The organism is Aurantimonas sp. Leaf443 (assembly GCF_001425575.1).
GTDB lineage: Bacteria > Pseudomonadota > Alphaproteobacteria > Rhizobiales > Rhizobiaceae > Leaf443.
The window spans coordinates 307,835-331,799 of the sequence record NZ_LMRD01000007.1; the positions used below are offsets into that span (position 1 = coordinate 307,835).

At 71.7% G+C, this 23,965-nt stretch carries 17 protein-coding genes; all 17 read right to left on the reverse strand.

Annotated features, from left to right (window positions below):
- Position 1: 1 nt before the first annotated feature.
- Entirely contained in the window at positions 2 to 2,470 is a 2,469-nt protein-coding gene (hrpB, locus tag ASG48_RS09660; RefSeq protein ID WP_055848710.1) for an ATP-dependent helicase HrpB, read from the reverse strand.
- Entirely contained in the window at positions 2,467 to 3,108 is a 642-nt protein-coding gene (locus ASG48_RS09665) for an ATP-binding cassette domain-containing protein (RefSeq protein ID WP_055848713.1), read from the reverse strand. The genes hrpB and ASG48_RS09665 overlap by 4 nt, the downstream gene beginning before the upstream one ends.
- A complete protein-coding gene (locus ASG48_RS09670; RefSeq protein ID WP_244486855.1) occupies positions 3,105 to 4,835 on the reverse strand; it encodes an ABC transporter permease subunit in 1,731 nt (576 codons plus the stop codon). Before ASG48_RS09670 ends, ASG48_RS09665 begins: the two co-directional genes overlap by 4 nt.
- Positions 4,832 to 5,536, reverse strand: a complete 705-nt coding sequence (locus ASG48_RS09675; protein ID WP_244486856.1) for a DUF1345 domain-containing protein — start codon at positions 5,534 to 5,536, stop codon at positions 4,832 to 4,834. Before ASG48_RS09675 ends, ASG48_RS09670 begins: the two co-directional genes overlap by 4 nt.
- On the reverse strand, positions 5,512 to 6,723 hold the full coding sequence (locus tag ASG48_RS09680; protein WP_055848716.1) for an ABC transporter substrate-binding protein: 1,212 nt from the start codon (positions 6,721 to 6,723) through the stop codon (positions 5,512 to 5,514). Before ASG48_RS09680 ends, ASG48_RS09675 begins: the two co-directional genes overlap by 25 nt.
- 155 nt (positions 6,724 to 6,878) lie before the next feature.
- Complete coding sequence (locus tag ASG48_RS09685) at positions 6,879 to 9,050, reverse strand: malate synthase G (RefSeq protein WP_055848718.1); 2,172 nt, start codon at positions 9,048 to 9,050, stop codon at positions 6,879 to 6,881.
- Positions 9,051 to 9,128: 78 nt separating this feature from the next.
- On the reverse strand, positions 9,129 to 9,713 hold the full coding sequence (locus tag ASG48_RS09690) for an NAD(P)H-dependent oxidoreductase (protein ID WP_055848721.1): 585 nt from the start codon (positions 9,711 to 9,713) through the stop codon (positions 9,129 to 9,131).
- Positions 9,710 to 10,306 carry a methyltransferase domain-containing protein gene (locus tag ASG48_RS09695; RefSeq protein WP_055848725.1) on the reverse strand — a complete coding sequence of 199 codons (597 nt, stop codon included), beginning with the start codon at positions 10,304 to 10,306 and terminating at the stop codon, positions 9,710 to 9,712. Before ASG48_RS09695 ends, ASG48_RS09690 begins: the two co-directional genes overlap by 4 nt.
- Positions 10,307 to 10,354: 48 nt before the next feature.
- Entirely contained in the window at positions 10,355 to 10,993 is a 639-nt protein-coding gene (locus ASG48_RS09700) for an rRNA adenine N-6-methyltransferase family protein (protein WP_156381543.1), read from the reverse strand.
- A 135-nt stretch (positions 10,994 to 11,128) separates the two neighbouring features.
- A complete protein-coding gene (dnaJ, locus tag ASG48_RS09705) occupies positions 11,129 to 12,265 on the reverse strand; it encodes a molecular chaperone DnaJ (RefSeq protein ID WP_055848728.1) in 1,137 nt (378 codons plus the stop codon).
- 249 nt (positions 12,266 to 12,514) lie between these two features.
- On the reverse strand, positions 12,515 to 13,588 hold the full coding sequence (locus ASG48_RS09710; protein ID WP_055848731.1) for an acyltransferase: 1,074 nt from the start codon (positions 13,586 to 13,588) through the stop codon (positions 12,515 to 12,517).
- A 318-nt stretch (positions 13,589 to 13,906) separates the two neighbouring features.
- On the reverse strand, positions 13,907 to 15,829 hold the full coding sequence (gene dnaK, locus ASG48_RS09715; protein WP_055848734.1) for a molecular chaperone DnaK: 1,923 nt from the start codon (positions 15,827 to 15,829) through the stop codon (positions 13,907 to 13,909).
- Positions 15,830 to 16,131: 302 nt separating this feature from the next.
- Positions 16,132 to 18,405, reverse strand: a complete 2,274-nt coding sequence (locus ASG48_RS09720) for a transglycosylase domain-containing protein (protein ID WP_055848737.1) — start codon at positions 18,403 to 18,405, stop codon at positions 16,132 to 16,134.
- A gap of 286 nt (positions 18,406 to 18,691) precedes the next feature.
- Positions 18,692 to 19,447 (reverse strand): SDR family oxidoreductase, encoded by a 756-nt coding sequence (locus ASG48_RS09725; protein WP_055848739.1) that lies wholly within the window; start codon positions 19,445 to 19,447, stop codon positions 18,692 to 18,694.
- 119 nt (positions 19,448 to 19,566) lie between these two features.
- Positions 19,567 to 20,526, reverse strand: coding sequence for a D-glycerate dehydrogenase (locus ASG48_RS09730; RefSeq protein ID WP_055848742.1), 960 nt, complete (start codon positions 20,524 to 20,526; stop codon positions 19,567 to 19,569).
- A 270-nt stretch (positions 20,527 to 20,796) separates the two neighbouring features.
- Entirely contained in the window at positions 20,797 to 21,120 is a 324-nt protein-coding gene (locus ASG48_RS09735) for a DUF2934 domain-containing protein (protein WP_055848747.1), read from the reverse strand.
- A gap of 156 nt (positions 21,121 to 21,276) precedes the next feature.
- Positions 21,277 to 23,964: a nitrate reductase gene (locus tag ASG48_RS09740; RefSeq protein ID WP_156381544.1), complete on the reverse strand. Its 2,688-nt coding sequence runs from the start codon at positions 23,962 to 23,964 to the stop codon at positions 21,277 to 21,279.
- Between the last annotated feature and the right edge of the window lies 1 nt (position 23,965).

Sequence of the window (23,965 nt, forward strand, 5' to 3'; positions counted from 1 at the left end):
GTCACGTGCCGCGCGGCTTGGCGCGCGCCGTCGCCTGGGCGCTCGCCGGGTCCTCCGGCCAGACATGGCGGGGATAGCGGCCGCGAAGGTCGGCGCGCACGTCCTTCCAGGAACCCGCCCAGAAGCCCGGCAGGTCGCGCGTGACCTGGATCGGGCGATGGGCGGGCGAGAGAAGCTCCACGGTCAGCTTCAGCCGCCCGTCGGCGATGGCGGGATGTTCGCGCAGGCCGAACAGTTCCTGCACGCGCACCGAGAGAACCGGCTGGTCCTCCTCGTAGCGGATGGCGACGCGCGAGCCGGACGGCGCGTCGAAATGCGACGGCGCCAATGCCTCCAGCCGCCCTCGCGCCTCGGCGGGCACGAGGCCGCGCAGCGCCTCCGAAAGAAGACCGGGATCGATGCGCGACAGCGCCGTGACACCCGGGAGGTAGGGCGCCAGCCAGTCCTCCAGCCCCGCCAGCAGCGCCTCGTCGGACAGGTCCGGCCAGGGCTCGCCATAGGCCTTGGCGAGGAAGCGCAGGCGGCGCAGCAGGCGCTCGCCCTCCTTGCCGAGCGGCAGGGCGGAAAGGCCGAGGCGGCGCAGGCCCGAGAGAAGCGCGGCGGTGGCCGCCTCCCCCGCCGGCACGGCGAACGGGGTCTCGGAGAGCACCGCCCGCCCGAGCCGCGTCACGCGCCGCGCCCGCACTTCGCGCGCGCCGGCATCGAAGGCGACGACCTCCTCGGTGACGCTGCGCGCGGCGACGAGGGCCGAGAGCGCCTCGGCCGAAAGCGCGGCCGCCTCCACGATCCGGCCAGAGCGCGCTTCGCCGACGAGATCGGCGACGACGAGGGCGCGCTCGCGGGCGAGCGGCGAGGACGGCTCCAGCGCGCCGCCGCGCCCGTTCGACAGGACGAAGGCGCCGGGCGCCCCGCGCTGCAGGGCGATCCGGTCGGGATAGGCGAGAGCCAGAAGCGCCCCCACCTCGCCGCTCGGCTCGGCGGTGCCGGCGGGCGCGCGGGCGGCGAGCCCCGCGATGCGCCGGGCGAGCGCGAAGGCGTCGCGCGCCCTCGGGGCGCCCTCGGCCTTGGCGCGGCGCAGGCGCTCGGCGAGATCGGCCTCCGAGCCGCCCAGGCCCCGCTCGGTGAGGAGGATGGCGATCTCGGCGGCGAGCCGGCGGTCGCCCGCCGGCGCATCCACGACCATGCGCGCGAGGCGCGGCGGCAGCGGCAGGGCGCGCATCGCCTCGCCCGCCGGCGTCGGGCGCCCGGCCGCGTCGAGCGCGCCGAGGTCCGTCAGAAGGGCGCGCGCCTCGGTGAGGGCCGGCAGCGGCGGCGGGTCGAGGAAGGCGAGATCGCGCGGGTCCGACAGGCCCCAGGCGGCGCAGTCGAGAAGAAGGCCGGACAGGTCGGTGGAGAGGATTTCCGGCCGGTCGAAGGGTTCGAGCGCCGCCGTCTGCTCCTCGCGCCACAGGCGGATGGCGATGCCCGGCGCGGTGCGGCCGGCGCGGCCGGCGCGCTGCTCGGCGGCCGCGCGCGAGACGCGTACGGTCTCGAGCCGCGTCAGCCCCGTCGAGGGCTCGAAGACCGGCTGGCGCCGAAGCCCGCTGTCCACCACCACGGTGATCCCGTCGATCGTCAGCGAGGTCTCGGCGATGGAGGTCGCCAGCACCACCTTGCGCGTGCCCTCGGGCGCCGGTCGCACGGCCCTGTCCTGCGCGCCCGCCTCCATGGCGCCGAAGAGCGGCGCGATGACGAGCCTGTCGGAGGCAAGCGGGGCGAGGCGTTCGGCGACGCGCGCGATCTCGCGCTGGCCGGGCAGGAAGACGAGGATGCTGCCGGTCTCGCCGGCCAGAGCCTCGCGCACGGCCGCGGCGGTCGCGTCCTCCACCCGGTCGCCCGCCTGCCGCTCGCGATGGCGCAGCGTCACGGGAAAGGCCCGCCCCTCGCTGCGCACGACCGGCGCCTCGCGCAGGAGCGCGGCGACGCGCGCCCCGTCGAGCGTCGCCGACATGACGAGGATCCGCAGATCCTCGCGCAGGCCCGAGCGCGCGTCGAGCGCCAGCGCCAGGCCAAAATCGGCGTCGAGCGAGCGTTCGTGGAACTCGTCGAAGAGGACGAGCGAGACGCCCGGCAGATCGGGTTCGGCGAGGATCTGCCGCGTGAAGACGCCCTCCGTCACCACCTCGACGCGCGTCGCCGGCCCGACCTTGGTGTCGAGGCGCATGCGCCAGCCGACGGTCTGACCGACCTCCTCGCCCAGAAGCTGCGCCATGCGCCGGGCGGCGGCGCGCGCGGCGATGCGGCGCGGCTCGACGAGGAGGATGCGCCCGTCGCCGCGCCAGGGCGCGTCGAGGAGATGCAAGGGGGCGAGCGTCGTCTTGCCCGCGCCCGGCGGGGCGACGAGGACCGCCGTGCCATGCGTGCCGAGCGCGGTCTCGACCTCGCCCAGCACGTGCGAGACCGGCAGGCGCGGCAGGGCGGGCCGGCTCATCGCGCCTCCTCCCCGATGCGCAGGACGCGCCCGCCGAAGGCCGTAGCGTCCGCTTCGTCGTGGGTGACGAGGACGGCGGGGATGGCGCGCTCCTTCAGGCGGTCGGCGACGAGGCGGCGCATCTCCGCGCGCAGGGGCGCGTCGAGGCGCGAGAAGGGCTCGTCGAGGAGAAGCGCGCGCGGCTCGGCGAGGAGCGCGCGGGCGAGCGCGACGCGGGCCGCCTCGCCGCCCGAGAGCGTGGCCGGATCCTCGTCGAACCGGCCGCCAAGGCCGATGCCCGCCAGCATGGTTTCGCAGGCCGCCCGCCGCGCGGCGGCACCCTTCAGGCGGGTCGGCAGAGCGAAGAGGAGATTGCCGCCGACGCTCCAATGCGGAAAGAGCAGCGCGTCCTGGAAGAGAAGCCCCGTCCCGCGCTTCTCGGGCGGCAGGCGCGACAGGTCGGCCCCGTCGAGGAGGACGCGCCCGCGCGCCGAGAAGGCCGGCGCGAGGAAGCCGGCGACGAGGGCGAGAAGGGTCGACTTGCCCGAGCCGGACGGACCCATGACGGTCAGCGTCTCGCCGGGCGCGACGGCGGCGTCGACGGCGAGGAGGCGGCGGGCGCCGAGTGAGATGGAGACGTCCTGAAAGGTCAGCGTCATGGCGCCCTCATGCCGCGGCGCCTTCGCCAGAGCAAGGCCGGGGCCAGCGCGGCGAGGAGGAAGGCGAGGCCCGCCGGGAGCGCGAGCGCCAGCGCCGTGACGGCGACGAGCCGGCGCTCGCCGCCCGAGGCGAGCGCCACGGCCTGCGTGGCGAGCGTCGGCAGGCGGCCGGCCCCGATCAGGATCGTGGGAAGATAGAGCCCGACCGAGACGGCGAAGCCCGTGGCGAAGGCGGTGACGAGGGGCACGGCCAGCATCGGCAGGCGCAGGCGCCACAAGGCGGCGCGCGGCGAGCGCCCGAGACCGGCCGCCAGACGCTCGTAGCGCGGATCGAGCCCGCGCCACGGGCCCTCCAGCACCAGCACCGCATAGGGCAGGACGAAGAGGAGATGGGCGAGCACGAGCAGCGCGCGCGTCGGCTCGGCGCCGAGCACGATCGCGAGGGTCTTCAGCCCGAAGACGAAGGCGACCTGCGGCACGAGAAGCGGCAGATAGACGAGAAGCCCGAGCGCGGGGGCAAGGCTCGGGGCTCCATCGCCGGGCCCGGCGCGCCCGCCGCGCCGCGCCGCCTCCAGAAGGGCGACGGCGAGGACGAGGGCGGCGCCGGCGCTCGCGAAGGCGACGATCAGCGTGGTGGCGGCGGCGCCGCCGAGGTCGCCCGGAAGGCGCGCCCAGGCGCCGGCGTCGAGGCGCGGCGGCCAGAGCGCGGGAAAGGGCCAGGCGCGCGCGACGGACCAGACGAGGAGCGTGCCGAGACCGAGCGCCAGCGCCAGGAGGCAGAGCCGCAGCGGCAGGGGCGCGAACCGCAGGGCGAGCGCCTCCCGCGCGCCCCGGCGCCCGCGCGCGGCGAGCGCGTCGCGCAGGCGCGCCGCGACGCGCTCCAGCAGGAGCCAGAGGGCGAGGACGAGGAGCGTCGCGAGAAGCTGCAGGAGCGCCCCGGCGGAGGCGACGAAGCGGCGAGACAGGTCGGGATCGGCGGCCAGCTCCAGGACGCGCACCCCGAGCGGGGCGGGAACCGAGGGCCCGAGAACCAGCGCGACGTCGACGACCGAGGAGGAGAAGGCGGCGACCGCGAGGACCGGCAGGCGGATGCGCCGGTAGAGCGCCGGCCAGACGCAGAGCGCGAACCCCGCCATGCGCCCGTATCCGAGCGAGCGCGCGAGCGCCAGCCGCCGCGCGGCATCGGCCTGCGGCAGGGCGGCGAGCGCCATGAAGAGAAGGAAGGGCACTTCCTTCACGACGAGGCCGGCGAGGAGCGACAGGCCGAGCGGATCGGAGAGGATGAGGAGATCGGGCGGGCGCGTCAGGCCGAGGAACGGGGCCGCGAGCCGGAAGAGGAGGCCGGAGGGCGCGACGAGGAAGGCGAGCGCGAAGGCGGCCGCCGCATGCGGCATCGCGAGCGCCAGCGACAGGCCGCGCGGCGCGTGCCCGCCCTTGGCGGCGAGATAGGCGAGGACGACGGCGAGCGAGAGGAGCGGCGCCAGAAGTCCGGCCGAGACCGAAAGCGCGAGCGAGGTGCCAAGGCCCGGCTCGGCGAGAAGCGAGCGCCACGGGCCGAGCGAAAGCGCGGTGCCGCCGAGCGCCGGCAGATAGCCGAAGGCCGGCGCCATCGTGCCGAGGAGACCGGCGGCGATGGGCGCAAGAAGCAGCGCGCCGAGAAGCGCCGAGAGCGCCTTCGCCCGCCGCCGGCCCGGCGCGGCGGGCGAGCCGCCTCGCGCAGCCGTCAAATCAGGCTCGCCCCGACATTGACCGCGAGCGCGAGGATCATGGTGTTGAAGAGAAAGGCGAGCCCGGTGTGGGCCAGCACCAGCCCCCGCATGGCGCGCGAGGTGACGGCGACGTCGGAGGTCTGCGCCGCCGCGCCCATGGTGAAGGCGAAATAGAGGAAGTCGAGATAGTCCGGCTCGGCGTCGTCGCCGGGAAAGGCGAGCCCGCCCTCCTCCCCCGGACCGCCGTAATAGGCGCCGGCATAGTGCACGGCCATCACGACCTGCGTCGTCACCCAGGAGAGGAGGATCGTGACGCCCGCCAGCGCGAGGCGCCAGCCCGTGCCCTTCGCGCCGGGATCGCCCACGCCGTGCAGCTCGGCCGCGATCGCCGCGAAGCTCGCGCCCACCGCGAGGCAGGTGATGAGGAGGATCGCCGCTCTGCCCTCGTCCTGCGCCTCGGCGTGGCGGCGGATGTCGTCCGCCTCGGCCCGCAGCATCATGCGGCCGGAGGCGCCGAGATAGAGAAGCGTGCCGCAGTCCCATCCCAGAAGAATGCGCGTCGAGGGCGCAAGGCTCCCCGGCAGGAGGACCCCGACCGCAAGGCCGATGGCGAAGGCGGCGAGCAGGCGCGGGCGGCCGCTGAGGGCCAGCAGCATCCGTGCCCCGAGGCTGCGCCCGCGCCCGTCCGCCGGCGTCATCCGGCGAAGCGCCGGCGCCATTCGGTCTCGATCGCCGTCATCCAGGACGGATGGGGTTCGGCCAGAACGGGCCCGAGCTCGGCCGGCGAGAGCGTCGCCGCGCCGCGATCCAGCGCCTCGAAGGCCGCGCGGCTCTCGGGCGGCAGCCTGTCCATCGCCAGCACCGTCGGGTCGCCCCAGATCTTGGGGTCCTCCTTGCGCAGCTGCGCTTCGGGCGAGATCAGGAAGTCCGCCACCACCATGGCGCCGGCCTTGGCGTCCGAATTGTAGGGGATGGCCACGAAATGCGTGTTGCCGAGCGTGCCGGCGGGAAAGACGAAGGAACGCACCGTCTCCGGCAGTTCGCCGCTCTCGATGCCCGCCGAGGCCTCGGCGGGATTGAAGGCGAAGGCGATGTCGAGCTCGCCATCCGCCAGAAGCTGCTTCATCTCCGGGTAGTTCTCGGGAAAGTCGCGCCCCTTGCGCCAGAGGTTCGGCGTCAGCGCGTCGAGCCGCGCGAACAGCGGCGCGGTGACCTCTGCGAAACGGAGGGGATCGACGGGCTCCTGGAGGACGGATCGGTCCGCCACGGTCTCGATCAGGATCTGCTTGAGGAAGCTCGATCCCAGAAAGTCCGGCGGTGCCGGATAGGCGAAGCGGCCGGGATGGGCTTTCGCCCATTCGACGAGTTCCGCGCTCGATTTCGGCATGGCCTCCACCGGCCCGGTGCGCGCGGTGTCGGCGAAGAACACGAGCTTGGCCCCGCCCCAGGGCGATTCCTGCCCGTTCGTCGGCAGGGTGAAGTCGCGCGTCACGCTCGGATTGGCGGTGTCGACATAGGTCCAGTTCGGCAGGCGCGTGGCAAAGCCCGGCGCCAGGAGCCCTGCCCCCTGGAGCGCTGCGAAGTTCTCGCCGTTGATCCAGACGAGATCGACCGAGCCGCCGGAGTCGCGACCCGCCGACTTCTCGGCGACGATGGCCGAGACGGCGGTCGCCGTGTCGTCGAGCTTCACATGGGTGAGGTCGACGCCGAAGCGCGCCTTCACCTCGTCCGCGACCCAGGCGATGTAGTCGTTGACCGGCTGCGAGCCGCCCCAGGCGTTGAAATAGACGCTCTGGCCCCGCGCTTCCGCCAGCACCTTCGGCCAGTCCGAGGCCGGCGACCCTTGCGCGAGCGCCGCGGTGCCGGAGGCGAGAAGCGCCAGGAGGGCGAGGGCAAGGCGCGTCATGCGGCGGTCCTTCGGGATGGGCGTCGGAAAGAAAGAGACCGGCGCCGCCCGGCACCGGCGCCCGCGAGAGAAGCGCGCCCCGCGCCGCGTCGCAACGGCGAGGACGGGCGTGAAATCGCCGCGCCCGTCCCTTCGCCGTGTCTTTTCGCGAGCCGTCAGGCCCCGGCGCGCGAGGCCTTCTTCTCCAGGCGCCGGCGGTGCAGCACGGGCTCGGTATAGCCCGACGGCTGCACGCGGCCTTCGAAGACGAGGTCGCAGGCTGCCTGGAAGGCGATGGAGGTGAAGTCCGGCGCCATCGGCTCGTAGGCGGGATCGCCGGCGTTCTGCGCGTCCACCTTGGCGGCCATGCGCCTCATGGAATCCATCACCTCGTCCTTGGAGACGACGCCGTGATGGAGCCAGTTGGCGATGTGCTGGGAGGAGATGCGGCAGGTGGCGCGATCCTCCATCAGGCCGACATCGTCGATGTCGGGCACGGTGGAGCAGCCGATGCCCTGGTCGATCCAGCGCACGACATAGCCGAGAATGCCCTGCGCGTTGTTGTCGACCTCGGCGCGGATCTGCTCCTCGGGCCAGTTCGTGCGGTGCGAGAGCGGGATCGTCAGGATGTCCGGCAGGACGGCGCGCCGACCCTTGGCGGCGATGGCGTCCTGCCAGGCGAGCACGTCGACCTTGTGGTAGTGCATGGCGTGGAGCGTCGCGGCCGTCGGGCTCGGCACCCAGGCGCAGTTGGCGCCGGCCTGCGGATGGGCGATCTTGGCGGCCAGCATGTCGTGCATCCTGGCGGGCATGGCCCACATGCCCTTGCCGATCTGCGCCTTGCCGCGGAAGCCGCAGGCGAGGCCCGTGTCGACGTTCCAGTCCTCGTAGGCCTTGATCCAGGTGCGGTCCTTCATGACCGTCTTGCGCACCATCGCCCCCGATTCCATCGAGGTGTGGATCTCGTCGCCGGTGCGGTCGAGGAAGCCGGTGTTGATGAAGAACACCCGGTGCTTCGCGGCGCGGATACATTCCTTGAGGTTCACCGTCGTGCGGCGCTCCTCGTCCATGATGCCCATCTTCAGCGTGTAGCGGTCGAGCCCGAGAAGGTCCTCGACGCGGCCGAAGATCTCGTCGGAGAAGGCGACCTCCTTCGGCCCGTGCATCTTGGGCTTGACGATATAGACCGAGCGGGCGCGCGAGTTGCGCAGGCCGCCGGTCTTGCGCAGGTCGTGGATGGCGATCATCGAGGTGATCGCGGCGTCCATCAGCCCTTCCGGCGCTTCCGAACCGTCGGCGAGGTGGATCGCCGGGTTGGTCATGAGGTGGCCGACATTGCGGATGAGGAGGAGCGAGCGGCCGGGCACCGTGATGGCGACGCCCTCGGGGCTCGTGTAGTCGCGGTCCGGGTTCAGCGTGCGCGTCATGCTGCGCCCGCCCTTCTCGAACTGTTCCGAGAGATCGCCCTTCATCAGGCCGAGCCAGTTGCGGTAGACGGCCGTCTTGTCCTCGGCGTCGACGGCCGCGATCGAATCCTCGCAGTCGCAGATGGTGGAGACGGCGGCCTCCACCAGCACGTCGGCGACATGGGCGCGGTCATTGGCGCCGATCCGGTGCGCGGCGTCGATCGTCACCTCGGCATGCAGGCCGTTGTGCTTGAAGAGGATGGCGGTCGGCGCCTCGGGCGTGCCGCGATAGCCGGCGAAGGCGAGCGGGTTCTTCAGCTTCGCCGTCTTGCCGCCGGCGAACTTGGCAACGACATGCCCGCCCTCGACCGCATAGGCCTCCACGTCGATATGCGAGATGCGGTCGAGCGGCGCGATACCGTCGAGGAAGCCCTTGGCGAAGGTGACGACGCGCGCGCCGCGCGCCCGGTCGTAGCCCGTCCCCTCCGGCGCGTCGCCCATCGCGTCCGTGCCGTAGAGCGCGTCGTAGAGCGAGCCCCAGCGCGCGTTGGCCGCGTTCAGCGTGTAGCGCGCGTTCATCAGGGGCACGACGAGCTGCGGCCCCGGCACCATGGCGATCTCGGGATCGACATTGGCGGTCTCGATGGAGAAGTCGGGACCGGCCGGCACGAGATAGCCGATCTCCTTCAGGAAGGCCTGGTATTCGGCCATGTCCAGCGGCTTGGCGCGGCGCTCGCGGTGCCACTCGTCGATGGCGGCCTGCAGGCTCTCGCGCTCGGCGAGGAGCGCGCGGTTCTTCGGCGCGAGGTCGGCGAGGATCTGCGCAAAGCCCTTCCAGAAGGCGTCCGGCTCGATCCCCGTGCCGGGCAGGGCCTCGTCGTCCACGAAACGCTTGAGGACGCTCGCGACCTTCAGGCCATGGATCTCGACGCTCTGCGACATGTGTCTTCTCCCAACGGTGCTGGGGTGGAAATCGGCCATGGGGGGCGCGAAGTCAATTCGCCGAAGGCATGGGGTGGCTCAGCCGTGGCGCCCGAGGCTGCGGGCGGCATCGACGAGGCGGGCGACGAGCGCGTCGAGCGCCATGCGCGTTCCGTCGTCGAGGAGACGGCCCTCGGCATCGAAGCCGCTCGCCGCGTCCGCGAGCGTGACCTGCGCGGTCAGGACCTCGGCGCCGAGCGACAGGAGGACGGGCCGCATGGCGACGAGGCCGCGCGCCCCGCCGAACCGGCCGGGCGAGGCCGCCGCCAGGCCGACGACGAGGCCCTTGAAGGGCTGCAGCGGGCGGTTGTTCACGCGCCGCACGCGGCTCGCCCAGTCGAGCGCGTTCTTCAGGACCGGCGCGATCGAATGATTGTATTCCGGGCAGACGAGCAGGAGCCCGTCCTGCTCGGCGAGGCGCTGGGCGAGGCGCAGGGCGTGTTCGGGCACGCCCGTCTCCGCCTCGATGTCCCCGTCGTAGAGGGGCAGCGGATAGTCCTTGAGGTCGAGCATGGAGACGCTCGCATCCGTCATGGCCAGGAGCCGCGCGCCCTCGGCGGCGAGCCGGCGATTGTGCGAGCCGACGCGCGTCGAGCCGGCCATGACGAGGATGTTGGTCGTCACGCCCCCGCCCCGGCCTTGTCGTAGATCCACACGCGCGCCGGGGGCACGTTGTTCCAGACGATGGGTGAGGCGCGCACGCCGAAGGCGCCCGGCACGGGCTTCACCGGCGCCGACCAGAGATAGGAGAGCTGGGTGATGTTGCCGCCGGGCACGAGCCGCGCGGCATAGTCGGTGAAGAAGCGCTGCCGCTCGGCCTGCGGGAAGTTCAGGATGGGGATGGCGAAGAGGATCGCCGCATAGCGCGTGCCGACATGGTGCGGCAGCGTGCGGTCGAGGTCGAACCCGTCGCCCTGTACGACGTTCACCGCCGGAAAGCGCTTCTGCAGCGTGGCGGCGAAGTCCTTGTCGTATTCCACCGACGTGATGCGGGCGGGATCGACGCCCGCCTCCAGGAGCGCGCGCGTGACGACGCCGAGGCCCGGGCCGAGTTCCAGGATCGGGCCGTCGAGATGGGTCGTGGCGTTGCGCACCATCATGGCGCAGTAGGCGCGGCTGGAGGGCGCGACGGCGCCCATCTTCACGGGATGGCGGATCCAGTTGGCGAAGAAGCGGGCGAAGTCGCCGCCGCCCTCGGTCTCGTGCGTCGATGGCACCGGTCAGGTCTCCGGGTCGTTCAGGGGCGATGGGCGGGGGTCCGGCCTTCAGGCCGAACGGTAGACGAGCACGCGGGCGGGCGGAAGGTTGCGCTTGATCCAGGGGCTCGTCTCGACCGTGGCGCCGAGCCGGGCCGGCTTCACCGGCAGGGTCAGCGCGTAGGAGAACTGGATGAAGGGCGCGCCGGGCCCCATGCGCTCCAGCGCGCCGCCGATGACGGCCTCGCGCTTGGCGTCGGGCTTGGTGAAGAGCGGCAGGCTGGAGATGGTGGCCGCGAGCGGCCGGCCCGCGATGGCCGCCTCGAGCGCCGGCCCCGGCGCGTAGGCGTCGCCCTCGATGACCTGCGCGGCGGGAAAGCGGGCCCGCAGGAGAACGCAGAACTCGCGCGAATATTCGATGAGGACGAGGCTCTTCTCGGGCACGCCACGATCGACGAGGCACTGCGTGACGACGCCGGTGCCCGGTCCGAGCTCCAGCACCGCCCGATCCTCGCCGACGCCCTCCGGCACGAAGGCGGCCATGGCCCGGCCGAGCGCCTTGGACGAGGGCGAGACCGCGCCCATGACGAGCGGGCGCTGCAGCCAGCCGGCGAAGAAGCGGGCCTCGTCGCTCACCTTCACGCGCGGCTTGGCGGCGGAACGTGCGGACCGGTCGTCGGCGCGCTTGGGACGGGGGCTCATCGACATCACGCCTCGACTTCTCGTTCGCCCCCGAAGGAGCACCACCACATTGCCGGCCCCTTCATGCCGCGTCGGCATGACGGGCGCGTAACGCTCCGCTCCATATCGCGCAGGAGCCGGGCCAAGGAAAGGTGGCGCGGCTCAGGCCTCGCTCAACCCTTCGAAGAACTCCTTCATGCGGGCGAAGAAGCCGGTGGACTGGGGCGAGTTCTCCGAGGAGGAGATGCGGTCGAACTCCTCGAGCAGCTCGCGCTGGCGCTTGGAGAGCTTCTGCGGCGTCTCGATCGTGACCTGGATGAAGAGGTCGCCCACCTGCTGCTGGCGCAGGACCGGCATACCCTTGGCGCGCACGCGGAACTGCTTGCCGGTCTGCGTGCCTTCGGGGACCTTCACCAGCGTCGTCTTGCCGTCGAGCGTCGTCACGTCGAACTCGCCGCCGAGCGCGGCGCTCGTCATGGAGATCGGCACCTTGCAGAAGAGGTCGGCGCCGTCGCGCTGGAAGAATTCGTGCGGCTTGACGGTCAGGAAGATGTAGAGGTCGCCCGCCGGCCCGCCGCGAAGGCCGGCCTCGCCCTCGCCCGCCAGGCGGATGCGCGTGCCGTCCTCGATGCCGGCAGGAATGTTCACCGCGAGCTTGCGCTCCTCCGGCAGGCGGCCCTCGCCGTGGCACTTGCGGCAGGGATCGCCGATCGTCTCGCCGCGGCCCTGGCAGGTCGGGCAGGTGCGCTCGATGGAGAAGAAGCCCTGGGCGGCCCGCACGCGGCCGACGCCGCCGCAGGTCGGGCAGGTCTTGGGCGCCGTGCCGGCGCGCGCGCCCGAGCCCGAGCATTCGTCGCACTGGATCGTCGTCGGCACGCCGATCTCGACGGCCTTGCCGGCGAAGGCCTCCTCGAGGCTGATCTCCATGTTGTAGCGCAGGTCCGAGCCGCGCTCGCGCCCGCCGCCGGGGGTGCGGCCGCGCTGGCGCCCGCCCATCATCTCGCCGAAGATGTCGTCGAAGATGTCGGCCATGGAGGAGGCGAAGTCGCCCTTGAAGCCGGCGCCGCCATTGCCGTTCTGGAAGGCCTGATGGCCGAACCGGTCGTAGGCCGCCCGCTTCTGCGGGTCCTTCAGGACCTCGTAGGCCTCGCCGAGTTCCTTGAACTTGCCCTCGGCCGCCGCGTCCCCCGGATTCTTGTCGGGATGGAACTGCATCGCGAGCTTGCGAAAGGCGCTCTTCAGGCCCTTGTCGTCGACCGTGCGCGAGACGCCGAGGAGTTCGTAGTAGTCGGCCTTCATCCAGTCTTCCATCGCTCTTCGTGCCAGACGGCGGCCCGGCTGCGGGCAGGCCGGGAACGCAACGTCGCGACCGGCGCCGCGCGAGACGTTCGCCGGCGGCCGATCCGCCAGCCCAGATGTGGGCACGATGGTGGCGCGATACCATAGGCCCGGCGCGAAGGGAACGCCGCTCGCGCGCATGAAACCCCGCGCGAAGCGCGCGCTGGCGGCGAAGGGCGACAGGGCGACCCCTGCCGGGGCCCTGCCGGTTCAGGCGGCGGCGGCCGCCTTCTCCCTCGGCTTTCGCCGGCACACGAGATCGTTGCCCCAGCGCTCCACCGTGCGGTCCGAGACGAGGGCGACGGCGATGGTCGCGACCATGGGCAGGAGCCAGTAGACGTAGAAGTCGATCGCGCCCGTCGCCTCCAGCCAGCGGCTCCACAAGACGGTCATGAAGAGGAACTCCATGACGGGATGCCAGAGATAGATGCCGAAGGAGACGCGCGTCAGCCCCATCAGCGGCTGCAGACGCCGGCTCGCCTCCGGGTTGGCGGTCTCGGCGAGGGCGGTCAGGAGGAGCGACAGGGCGAGAAGCGCGATGGCGAGGATGCGCGGTCCGGTTCCCAGCATCACGGCGAGCGCCATGCCGAGCACGACGAGGCCCGGCCCGTGCGAGCGGACCGGCAGGACGCGGACCTTCACCCCGTAGGCGATCGCCGCGCCGATCGAGAAGTCGGCGAAGGCCCGGAAGGCGCCGAGCGTGTCGGCATCGGTCCAGTGGCCGCTCGGAAAGGCGCCGAGCCGCGAGGCGATCTCCAGCCCGCCGATCCACGCCGCGATGCCGGCGGCCAGCCCCTTGAAGCCGAAGCGGGCGAGAAGGAGGACGATGGCCGGGAACATCGCATAGGAGAAGATCTCCGCGCTTACCGACCAGGAGACGAAGTTCAGCGCGAGATGATCGACCGTGCCGAGCGCGTGAAGCGCGAGGAGGTGATAGGGCAGCGCCGAGAGTTCCGAGGCGTAGGGGTAGTGGTTCGCGCCCATGGCGAGCCCGCCGAGCGCCACGGCGGCGAAGAACAGCGTCGTCACCAGATGCAGCGGATAGAGCCGCGCGACGCGGCGCTTCATGAACTCGCCGTAGTCGCCGAGCGTGCGGATGCGCGTCGCGTAGCGCGCCGTGATGAAGAAGCCCGAGATCATGAAGAACATATCGAGCAGCGGCAGGAGCCGGTGCAGGGCGCCGGTGACCGCCACGGCACCGTAGGGCGCGGCATAGGCGAAGTGATAGGTCATCACCAGGATCGCCGCCGTCAGGCGCCAACAGTCGAAGACCCTGAAATGCATGGCGCGCTGGAGCCCCGCAGGCTGGAGACGGATGCGCCACCCTAGCAGCCGGGACGGCCCGATGGGTTAAGAAGCGGCTCGCAAACGGTCTCGCGGCGCCCGAAACGCGGCCTGTCCGGCCCCTTGTCGAGAATAGGCCTAACGAGGCAGTTTCGATTCAAATTGCCCGTCGGACGGTTCAAATTACCCGTCGGACGGTCCGCCGCGCCTCGGCGACAAACGCCCGCCCGCGGAAGGCGGCCGCATCGCCCTCGACGAAAAAGGCCCCGGCGGATCTCTCCGCCGGGGCCCCGATCGTCTCGTCGGGCCGAAAGCTCGTCAGGCCGACTTCTTGCGCGTCTCGTTGTCGTCGACTTCCTCGAAGTCGGCATCGACCACGTCGTCCTTGTCCGGGCCGGAGGAGGCCGAAGCGCCCGCGTCCTCGTTGGCCTGCGCGGCCTCGTACATGGCCTGACCGAGCTTCATCGAGGCCTGGGCGAGCGTGTCGCTCTTGGCCTTGATCACCTCGGCGTCGGCCTCGGGCTTCTCGAGCTCGGCCTTCAGGTCGTCGATCGCCGAGCGGATCGCGCCGCGGTCGGTCTCGGAGACCTTGTCGCCGTAGTCGGCCAGCGACTTCTCGGCCGAGTGGACGAGGCTCTCGGCCTGGTTCTTGGCCTCGACGCCCGAGCGGCGGCGCTTGTCGGCGTCGGCATTGGCCTCGGCGTCCTTCACCATCTTCTCGATGTCGGCGTCCGACAGGCCGCCCGACGCCTGGATGGTGATGCGCTGCTCCTTGTTCGTGCCCTTGTCCTTGGCGGACACGTTCACGATGCCGTTGGCGTCGATGTCGAACGTCACCTCGATCTGCGGCACGCCGCGCGGTGCGGGCGGAATGCCCTCGAGATTGAAGCGGCCGAGGCTCTTGTTGTCGGCGGCCATCTCGCGCTCGCCCTGGTAGACCTGGATGGTCACCGCGGACTGGTTGTCGTCGGCCGTCGAGAAGACCTGGCTCTTCTTGGTCGGGATCGTCGTGTTGCGGTCGATGAGGCGCGTGAACACGCCGCCCAGCGTCTCGATGCCGAGCGAGAGCGGGGTCACGTCGAGAAGGAGGACGTCCTTCACGTCGCCCTGGAGGACGCCGGCCTGGATGGCCGCGCCCATCGCCACGACCTCATCGGGGTTGACGCCCTTGTGGGGCTCCTTGCCGAAGAAGTTCTTCACGACTTCCTGGATCTTGGGCATGCGCGTCATGCCGCCGACCAGAACGACCTCGTCGATATCGGCCGCCGTCAGGCCCGCATCCTTCAGCGCCGACTTGCAGGGGCCGACGGTGCGCTGGACGAAGTCGTCGACGAGGCTCTCGAACTTGGAGCGCGTCAGCTTCATCGTCAGGTGCTTCGGCCCGGTGGCGTCGGCGGTGATGAAGGGCAGGTTGATCTCGGTCTGCGACGCCGCCGACAGCTCGATCTTGGCCTTCTCGGCCGCTTCCTTCAGGCGCTGGAGAGCGAGCTTGTCGTTCTTCAGGTCGATGCCCTGGTCCTTCTTGAACTCCGCCGCCAGGTACTCGACGAGGCGCATGTCGAAGTCCTCGCCGCCGAGGAACGTGTCGCCGTTGGTCGACTTCACCTCGAAGACGCCGTCGCCGATCTCCAGGATCGAGACGTCGAACGTGCCGCCGCCCAGATCGTAGACCGCGATGGTCTTGCCGTCGTTCTTCTCGAGGCCGTAGGCGAGCGCGGCCGCCGTCGGCTCGTTGATGATGCGCAGGACGTCGAGGCCGGCGATCTTGCCGGCGTCCTTGGTGGCCTGACGCTGGGCGTCGTTGAAGTAGGCGGGCACGGTGATGACGGCCTTCTCGACCTTCTCGCCGAGATAGGCTTCCGCCGTCTCCTTCATCTTCTGCAGGATCATCGCCGAGACCTGGCTCGGCGAGTACTTCTCGCCATGCGCCTCGACCCAGGCGTCGCCATTGGAGGCGTTGACGATCTTGTAGGGGACGAGGCTCTTGTCCTTCGTCACCGCCGGATCCTCGTAGCGGCGGCCGATGAGGCGCTTCACCGCGAAGAGCGTGTTCTCGGGATTGGTGACGGCCTGACGCTTGGCCGGCTGGCCGACGAGGCGCTCGCCGTCGTCGGAGAACGCGACCATGGACGGCGTCGTGCGCGCGCCCTCGGCGTTCTCGATGACCTTCGCCGTCTTGCCGTCCATGACCGCGACGCAGGAATTGGTGGTGCCGAGATCGATGCCGATCACCTTCGCCATGAAAATTCTCCTCTTTGAGCGAGCCGCCCGGGACCCTCGACGAGGCGTTCCGGAGGGCGGCCCCTGAAACTGTTGGAAGACCGTGGGGAGCGGCGCGACGGCGTCTCTGCTCCACGGGGCTGGCGGCTATATATGAAGGGCGATTTCGCCCTGCAAGGCGGTTGCTCGCGCTTTGGTGAAGTGCTCCCGTCGCGCGTGGGGTCGGCGGGGCGCGGGGGCCCTTCGCGCGCGGGGCGCGAGGAACTCCGCGCGCGGCACGCGCGTCGGCGCGGCGCCGGCTCTCGGCGCGGGCGGGACCCCCTTCAGCCGCCGAACAGGCGGCGGAAGATCGAGCGGTCGCTCTCGCGCCCGACCGAGACCGGGCCCTCCAGCGTCACGCCGGCCGGCGGCGGGCCGTCGGAGATGACGACGCCGCGGTCGGGCACGCCTTCGGGCGGCAGCGGGACGCCGCCCGGATCGTAGCTCTCGGCGGGCCCCTCCCCGAGCGGCAGTTCGGTGTCGTAGCCGCCGGAGACCGAACTGTCGGCCGTCAGCGGCGCGGACGGATCGCCGATCCGGTAGTCGCCGGGCAGCGGCGTCGAAGGCAGGCCCTCGTGCGCGGCGGTCATGAAGTCGTGCCAGGCCTCGGCGGGCAGCGAGCCACCGGTCACCTTCTTCATCTTGGCGCCGTTGTCGTTGCCGAGCCAGACGCCGGTGGTGAGATTGGCCGTGTAGCCGACGAACCAGGCGTCCTTGAAATCCTGCGTGGTGCCCGTCTTGCCGGCCGCCTGCCAGCCCTCGATGGCCGCCTTGCGGCCCGTGCCGGAGGAGACGACGCGCTCCAGCATGGCGTTCATCATGGAGACGATCTCCGGCGCGACGATGACCGGCGGGACTTCCGCCCCGCGCTCCCACAGGACCTTGCCGTCCTCGGTCGTCACGCGGTTCACCAGATGGGGCTTGGCCTGGTAGCCGCCATTGGCGAAGGGCACGAAGGCGGAGGTGAGCTCGAGCAGCGAGACCTCGGACGTGCCGAGCGCGATGGAGGCGTTGTCGGTGAGCGTCGACTGGATGCCCATGCGCGAGGCCGTCTCGATGACGGAGGCCGGCCCCACCGCTTCCACGAGCTGCGCGGCGACCGTGTTCAGCGACTGGCGCAGCGCGTCGGCGAGCGTGACGGGTCCGCGGAAGCGGTTGTCGTAGTTCTGAGGCGTCCAGTTGCCGATGCGCGTCGGCGCGTCGTTGACGACCGTCTCGGGCCGCCAGCCCTGTTCGAGCGCGGTCTCGTAGACGAAGGGCTTGAAGGTCGAGCCCGGCTGGCGCTTGGCGTCGACCGCGCGGTTGAACTGGCTGCGCCCGTAGTCCAGCCCGCCGACGAGGGCGCGGATGGCGCCCGTGCCGTCGATGGCCACGAGCGCGCCCTGGCTGACATTCTGCTTGGCGCCGTTGATCGTCCTGCGCACCGCCGTGTCGGCGGCCTTCTCCAGCCCGAGATCGATCGTCGTCTCGACGATCACGTCGCCCTTCACGTCGCCGACGAGCGACTTGAGGTCGCGCATCACGATGTCGGCGGCGTAGTGCTGGGCGCCCGTCCAGTAGCTGCGCGCCTCGCTCGGCTTCTGGTCCTTGGCGGCGGCGTATTCCTCGGGGCTGACGAAGCCCTCGTCGCGCATGGAGGCGAGCACGATCTCGGCGCGCGCCTGCGCGGCCTCGGGGTCGCGGGCCGGCGAGAGGCGCGAGGGCGCCTTGAGGAGGCCGGCCAGGAGCGCCGATTCGCCGAGCGTCAGGTCCGAGGCCGACTTGTCGAAATAGCGCCGCGCCGCCGCCTCGATGCCCGTCGCGCCGGATCCGAAATAGACCCGGTTGAGATACATCTCCAGGATCTGGTCCTTGGTGAACTTCTGCTCCAGCCAGAGCGCCAGGACCGCCTCCTGCGCCTTGCGCTTGAAGGACTGCTCGGGGCTGAGGAAGATGTTCTTGGCGAGCTGCTGGGTGAGCGTGGACCCGCCCTGCACCGTCTCGCCCGCCGCCATGTTCTCCGAGAAGGCGCGTAGGATGCCGATCGGATCGACGCCCCAATGGTCGTAGAAGCGCCGGTCCTCGATGGCGATGACGGCCTTGGGAACGTAGGGGCTCATCTCGTCGAGCGAGACGGCCTTGCCGCCGGTGAGGCCGCGATTGGCCATGAGCTCGCCCGCGACCGAGACGATCTTGACGTTGGGCGGGCGCTCGGGGATCGCCCAGGCCTCCTGCGGCAGCGTCATGGCGACGTAGCCGATGCCGAGCGCGGCGGCGATCGTGCCCCAGAACACGGCCATGAAGGCGAGATTCAGGAAGAAGCCGAGAAGCCCGCGGCGCCGGCGCGGCCGCTTGCCCGAGCCGCCGCTGCCGCCGCCCGAGCGGCGCTGCGCCTTGGCGGCCCGCGCCTCTTCGGCCCGCGAGCGGCGCTCCTCGCGCCGGTTCGGGCGCGGCCGCGCGGCCGCCATGGCGGTGGGCACGGCGCGGTCGTCGGCGCTGATGCGGAAGGCCGCGTCGTCGTCCGCCGCCGGACCGCCGAAGGTCGGTTCGATCCGATCGCCCTGTCTGCGTGCCGCCATGAAGCCCAGCCGTCCCCGTCTCGTCCGCGCCGTCCCGCCTGCCGATCGCAGTCCGGCGGCCCCTCGCGCGATGCCGTCCGCGCCTTTCGGCGATTTGCCGCATTGCGAAAACGACGACCGGCACGCCGGCCACCCCCTTGGAGGTGGAGCGTAATTGCGGCGAATTAACGGGGCGTTCACGAATGCGGCAGTGCGAAAGGCCTCTAGCGCCCCCGCGCCGCGGGCGCCAGCCGCTTCATGCCGCCGGCATGGAAGGAGGCGCGCTCATCGAGCGCATGCCTCTCCGTCAGACGTGCTGGCCGCCATTGATGTGGAGTTCGGCGCCGTTCACGTAGCTCGCCTGCGGCGAGCACAGGAAATAGATGACGTCCGCGACTTCCGAGGTCTGGCCGAGGCGTCGCAGCGGGATGTCGTCGATCATCTTCTCGGTGCCCGGCGAAAGGATGGCGGTCTCGATCTCGCCGGGCGCGATGGCGTTAACGCGGATGCCGGCGGGGCCGAAATCGGCCGCCATCTCGCGCGTCAGCGAGTTCAGCGCCGCCTTCGACGTGGCATAGGCGGTGCCGGCGAAGGGGTGCACGCGGCTGCCGACGATGGAGGTCACGTTGACGATCGACCCTTGCGCCTTGGCGAGTTCCTTGTAGAGCCCGCGCGCCAGGATGATGGGAGCGAAGAAATTCACCTGGAAGACGTCGCGCCAGACATGCATGGGCGTGCGGATCGAATCCAGCCGCGCCCCACCCTCGGCCTTGGGCGAGATGGCGGCATTGTTGACGAGCGCATGCAGCTGCGAGCCGTTCGCCTCCAGGCGCCGGCGGATCTCGGAGACGGCGTAGCCGACATCCTCCTGGTCGGAGAGGTCGACGCGGATGTGGTCCTCCGGCCCGGCCGGCCAGGGGCAATTGTCCGAGAAGTCCTGCCGCGAGCAGGTGATGACGCGCCAGCCCTCGCGCGAGAAGCGCTTGACGGTCGCGTGGCCGATGCCGCGCGAGGCGCCGGTGAGGACGAGGGTCTTGCGCGGGTCAGTCACGGGATCGGCCATGGGGCCTCCTTCGATGTCTCGAGGGCGGGCCTGCGGTGCTCGATCGGCGATCTCCGGCGCGGCCTGTCGTCAAGCTCCTATCACGATGCGCGCTCGCTGCAATGCCGCAAGGGCGCGCGCTAGACGACGCGGTTCGCGGGCCGCTCGCCCGCCAGCACGCCGGCGATGCCGTCGAGCGCCAGATGGCCCATCGCGTCGCGCGCCGTGCGCGTGGCGCTGCCCAGATGCGGCAGGAGCACGGCGTTCTCCAGCGCGAGATAGCCGGGATGGACCTTCGGCTCGCCGTCATAGACGTCGAGCCCGGCGGCCGAGACGCGGCCCGATCGCAGCGCGGCGATCAGCGCCTCGTCGTCGACGAGCGCCCCGCGCGCCGCGTTGACGACGATCGCGCCTTCGGGAAGCATCTCGATGCGGGCCGCGTTCAGCCATTTCGTCGTCTCGGGCGTCGCCGGAGCGTTCAGCGAGAGAACGTCGCAGACGCCGAGAAACTCGTCCTCGCTCTCGTGATAGATCGCGCCGGCTTCCATCTCCGCGGGAAGGCGCCGGCGGTTGCGGTAATGCACCGCCATGCCGAACCCCCTGGCCATGGCGGCGACCTCGCGGCCGATGCTGCCCATGCCGTAGATGCCGAGGCGAAGACCGCTGACCTGGCGCCCGATCAGCTGCGTCGGCGTCCAGCCCGTCCAGAGGCCGGCGCGCAGGAGGCGCTCCCCCTCGCCCGCGCGGCGCGCGGCGGCGAGGAGAAGAAGCATCGTGATCTCGGCCGTGGCCACGGAGAGGACGTCGGGCGTGTTGACGAGGGCGATGCCCCGCGCCTCCAGCGCCTTGGCGTCCACATGGTCGAAGCCGACGGAGAACGTGCCGACCACCTTGACGCTCGCGTCGAGCGCCGCGACCGTCGCCGCGTCGAGCCGGTCGCCGGGCGCGCAGAGGATCGCGGCGGCCCCGCGCGAACGCTCGACGAGTTCGGCCGACGTCAGCTTGACGTCGCCCTCGTTCAGAAGGGCATCGTATTGCGCGGCGGCGCGCCGCTCCACCGCTTCGGGCAGGCGGCGGGTCACGAGAAGTCGGTCGGCCATGGCGTCTCGGATGGTTGCGTCGGGAAGGGACGGAGGGCGGAACGGGCGGCGCGAACGCCGTGCCGAACGCTCGCATCCTTTGCGTAACATGCAAGGCGGTGCAGGCCTACCGGCGACGCGACGGAGCCCCGCTGCAAGCCGAAGGCCGGGGCATGGGGAACACCGCCGCAGGATCGGACGAAAAGAGCCGGACCGACGGCTGCGATCCGGCTCTTCGAGGCGACAGGGCGACACTCGTGGGGAAGACCTAGCGCTCCGGACCGCCGCGCCTCAGCTCGCCAGGCGGTATTCGCGTTCCGTCGCGCCGGCCAAGAGCGGCGATTCCCGGCCGAAGAGTTCGACCGCGAAAGGCTCGGGCGTCCACAGCGCCTCGCGCAGGCGCTCCGCCTCGCAGCGCTCGAGCGTCTCGATGTCGCGATGGGCAACCGTCGGCGGCGCGGCGGGCGTGCCCGCAAGCTCGGCGCGGGCGAGCGCCTCGAACTCGGCATTGGCCTCCGCCCAGTGCTCGTGCTCGCGCCCGCTCGGGCACCCTTCGCGCTCCCAGATCTCGTAGGCGCGCGCGCGGATCGCTTCGGCATTGTCGATGGCTGGCATGTCATGGCCTCCCGGTGACATGGTTTCGACACGAGTTAGGCGCCCGGACGGCGACAGCAAGACCGAGGCTCGTGTTTTTCCGTTCCCGGCCAAGCGCTTAACGGAAGGACTCCCGCAGCCGCCATCCTGCGGGTTTCCCGGCTCTCACGGCCGGTTTCAGGCGGGTTCCGGCACGGCGGCACGCGCCAGGATGGCAGCGATCTCCGAGCGGCACGACCCGCAATTGGTGCCCGCCTTCAGGGCCGCGCCGACCGCCTGGACGCTGGACGCCCCTGCCGAGGCGCAGGCCGCGATCTCGTTGACGCCGACCGAGAAGCACGAGCAGACGATGGCGCCGGGGTCCGGGCGCTGCGCCCCGTCGCGGCCGGCCAGAAGCGACAGGGGCGCCGGATCCGGGGCGCGGTCGCGAAGGAGGGCCTCTGCGGCGAAGCGGCGCGAGACGGCGACGGGCCCGCGCGACAGGAAGAGCGCGCCGACGAGCCGCCCCTCGTCGTCATGGGCGGCGAAGCGATGGGTGCCCGTCGCCCCGTCGCGATAGGCGGAGAGCGCGACGCGCCGAACGCCGAGAATGTCCGCGGCCAGAGCGTCCGGATCCTCCAGCGCCGCGCGCCCGGCCGCCTCCAGCCGCCAGCCGCCTTCGGCGCGCGCCAGGGCGAAATAGTCGAGACCCTCCACGCCCGGCCGCTCGCGGCAGACGGCGAAGCCGTGCCAGAGCGCGCCGAAGGGCGCGAGCCGGACGGGCGAGGCCTTCAGCCCCGGCTGGCCCGAGACGGGATCGACGCGCGGGGCGACGAGCGCGTCGACCCGGCCGTGCGAACTGTTGGCGGCGGACCAGTGCATGGGCGCGAAGACGCTGCCGCGCCGCTGCCGGTCCGAGACGAGGCATCGCAGCACCGCGGTGCCGTGCGGCGAGGTGAGGCGCACGAGGCCGGCGGGCTCGAGTTCCAGATCGCGCGCGTCGTCGGGATGGATCTCGCAATAGGGCTCGGCGATATGGGCCGAAAGGCGCGCAGAGAGGCCGGTGCGCGTCATCGTATGCCAATGGTCGCGCACGCGCCCCGTGTTCAGCGTGAACAGCCCCTCGCCCGGCTCGGCCGCCTTCGCGGCCGCGCGCCCGTCGAGGCTCACGAAGCGCGCGCGGCCGTCCGCATGGAAGAAGCCGCCCTGGCCGAAGAAGCGCCGCTCGACCGGCGGCGCGCCTGCCGCCTCGCGCGGCACCGGCCATTGCACCGGGTCGAGGCGGTCGTAGGCGGCCGGCTCCAGCCCGGCGAGACCGCCGAGGTCGAGGTCGCGCGACCCGCCGTTTCCCTGCGCCGTCAGCCTTGCATGCTCGTCGAAGACCTCCGCCGCGCTCGCGAAGGCGAAGGCGGGCCCGAACCCCATCCGCGCGGCCACGTCGCAGACGATGCGCCAGTCGGGCCGCGCTTCGCCGGGCGCCGGCAGGAAGGGGCGCTGACGCGAGATGCGGCGCTCGGAATTGGTGACCGTGCCGTCCTTCTCGCCCCAGGCGGCGGCCGGCAGCGCGACATGGGCGAGCGCCACCGTGTCCGCGCTCGCCGAGACGTCGGAGACGGCGACGAAGGGGCAGGCGGCGAGCGCCGCGCGCACCGCGTCCGCGTCGGGCATGGAGACGACCGGGTTGGTGCCCATGATCCAGAGCGCCCTGATGCGGCCGGACGCGACGGCTGAGAAGAGATCGACGGCCTTGAGGCCCGGCGCCCGCGCCATGGTCGGCGCGTTCCAGAAGGTCTGGACCAGCGACCGGTCGGCGGGATCGGCGATGTCGAGATGGGCGGCCAGCATGTTGGCGAGGCCCCCGACCTCGCGTCCGCCCATCGCGTTCGGCTGGCCGGTGACGGAGAAGGGCCCCATGCCCGGCCGGCCGATCCGGCCCGTCGCGAGGTGGCAGTTGAGGATCGCGTTGACCTTGTCAGTGCCCCCGACCGACTGGTTGACGCCCTGGCTGTAGACGGTGACGACCGTTTCGGTGGCCGCGAAGAGTGCGTAGAAGGCCTCGATCTCGGCCGCCCCAAGACCCGTCGCGGCTTGAAGCGCATCGGGATCGAGCGTGCCGGCGGCCGCCAGCGCTTCGGCATACCCGTTCGTATGGCGCGCGACGAAGGCCTCGTCCACCGCCCCGGCGCGGTGGAGATGGTGCAGGAGGCCGGCGAAGAGCGCGGCGTCGCCGTCCGGCGCGATCGCAAGATGCAGGTCGGCCAGATCGGCCGTCGCGGTGCGGCGCGGGTCGACCAGGACGATGCGCATCCGCGGCCGCGCGGCCCTCGCGGCGGCGAGCCGCTGGTAGAGGACGGGATGGCACCAGGCGAGATTGGAGCCGACGAGGACGACGAGGTCGGCGCATTCCAGGTCCTCGTAGGTGCCGGGCACCGTGTCCGAGCCGAAGGCGCGCACATGGCCGGCGACGGAGGAGGACATGCAGAGGCGCGAATTGGTGTCGATGTTCGCCGCGCCGATGAAGCCCTTCATCAGCTTGTTGGCGACGTAATAGTCCTCGGTCAGAAGCTGGCCCGAGACGTAGAAGGCGACCGATTCCGGCCCGTGTTCGGCGATCGCCGCCGAAAAGGCCCCGGCGACGCGCCCGAGCGCCTCGTCCCAGGTGGCGCGCCGTCCGCCGACGCGCGGGTGGAGCAGGCGCTCTTCCAGACCGAGCGTCTCGCCGAGCGCCGAGCCCTTGGAGCAGAGGCGGCCGAAATTGGCGGGATGGGCGGGATCGCCGGCGATCGCCACGCGCCCGTCCGCCTGCGGGGTGGCGAGAACGCCGCAGCCGACGCCGCAATAGGGGCAGGTCGTGCGGATCGTGCGATCGGGCGCGGAGGCGTCCACG

Excerpts from the sequence above, each read along its gene's own strand:
- hrpB (WP_055848710.1), bottom strand. The coding sequence starts at position 2,470 with ATGAGCCGGCCCGCCCTGCCGCGCCTGCCGGTCTCGCACGTGCTGGGC.
- ASG48_RS09665 (WP_055848713.1), bottom strand. The coding sequence starts at position 3,108 with ATGACGCTGACCTTTCAGGACGTCTCCATCTCACTCGGCGCCCGCCGC.
- ASG48_RS09675 (WP_244486856.1), bottom strand. The coding sequence starts at position 5,536 with ATGGCGCCGGCGCTTCGCCGGATGACGCCGGCGGACGGGCGCGGGCGC.
- ASG48_RS09680 (WP_055848716.1), bottom strand. The coding sequence starts at position 6,723 with ATGACGCGCCTTGCCCTCGCCCTCCTGGCGCTTCTCGCCTCCGGCACC.
- ASG48_RS09685 (WP_055848718.1), bottom strand. The coding sequence starts at position 9,050 with ATGTCGCAGAGCGTCGAGATCCATGGCCTGAAGGTCGCGAGCGTCCTC.
- ASG48_RS09700 (WP_156381543.1), bottom strand. The coding sequence starts at position 10,993 with ATGTCGATGAGCCCCCGTCCCAAGCGCGCCGACGACCGGTCCGCACGT.
- dnaJ (WP_055848728.1), bottom strand. The coding sequence starts at position 12,265 with ATGAAGGCCGACTACTACGAACTCCTCGGCGTCTCGCGCACGGTCGAC.
- ASG48_RS09710 (WP_055848731.1), bottom strand. The coding sequence starts at position 13,588 with ATGCATTTCAGGGTCTTCGACTGTTGGCGCCTGACGGCGGCGATCCTG.
- dnaK (WP_055848734.1), bottom strand. The coding sequence starts at position 15,829 with ATGGCGAAGGTGATCGGCATCGATCTCGGCACCACCAATTCCTGCGTC.
- ASG48_RS09720 (WP_055848737.1), bottom strand. The coding sequence starts at position 18,405 with ATGGCGGCACGCAGACAGGGCGATCGGATCGAACCGACCTTCGGCGGT.
- ASG48_RS09725 (WP_055848739.1), bottom strand. The coding sequence starts at position 19,447 with ATGGCCGATCCCGTGACTGACCCGCGCAAGACCCTCGTCCTCACCGGC.
- ASG48_RS09730 (WP_055848742.1), bottom strand. The coding sequence starts at position 20,526 with ATGGCCGACCGACTTCTCGTGACCCGCCGCCTGCCCGAAGCGGTGGAG.
- ASG48_RS09735 (WP_055848747.1), bottom strand. The coding sequence starts at position 21,120 with ATGCCAGCCATCGACAATGCCGAAGCGATCCGCGCGCGCGCCTACGAG.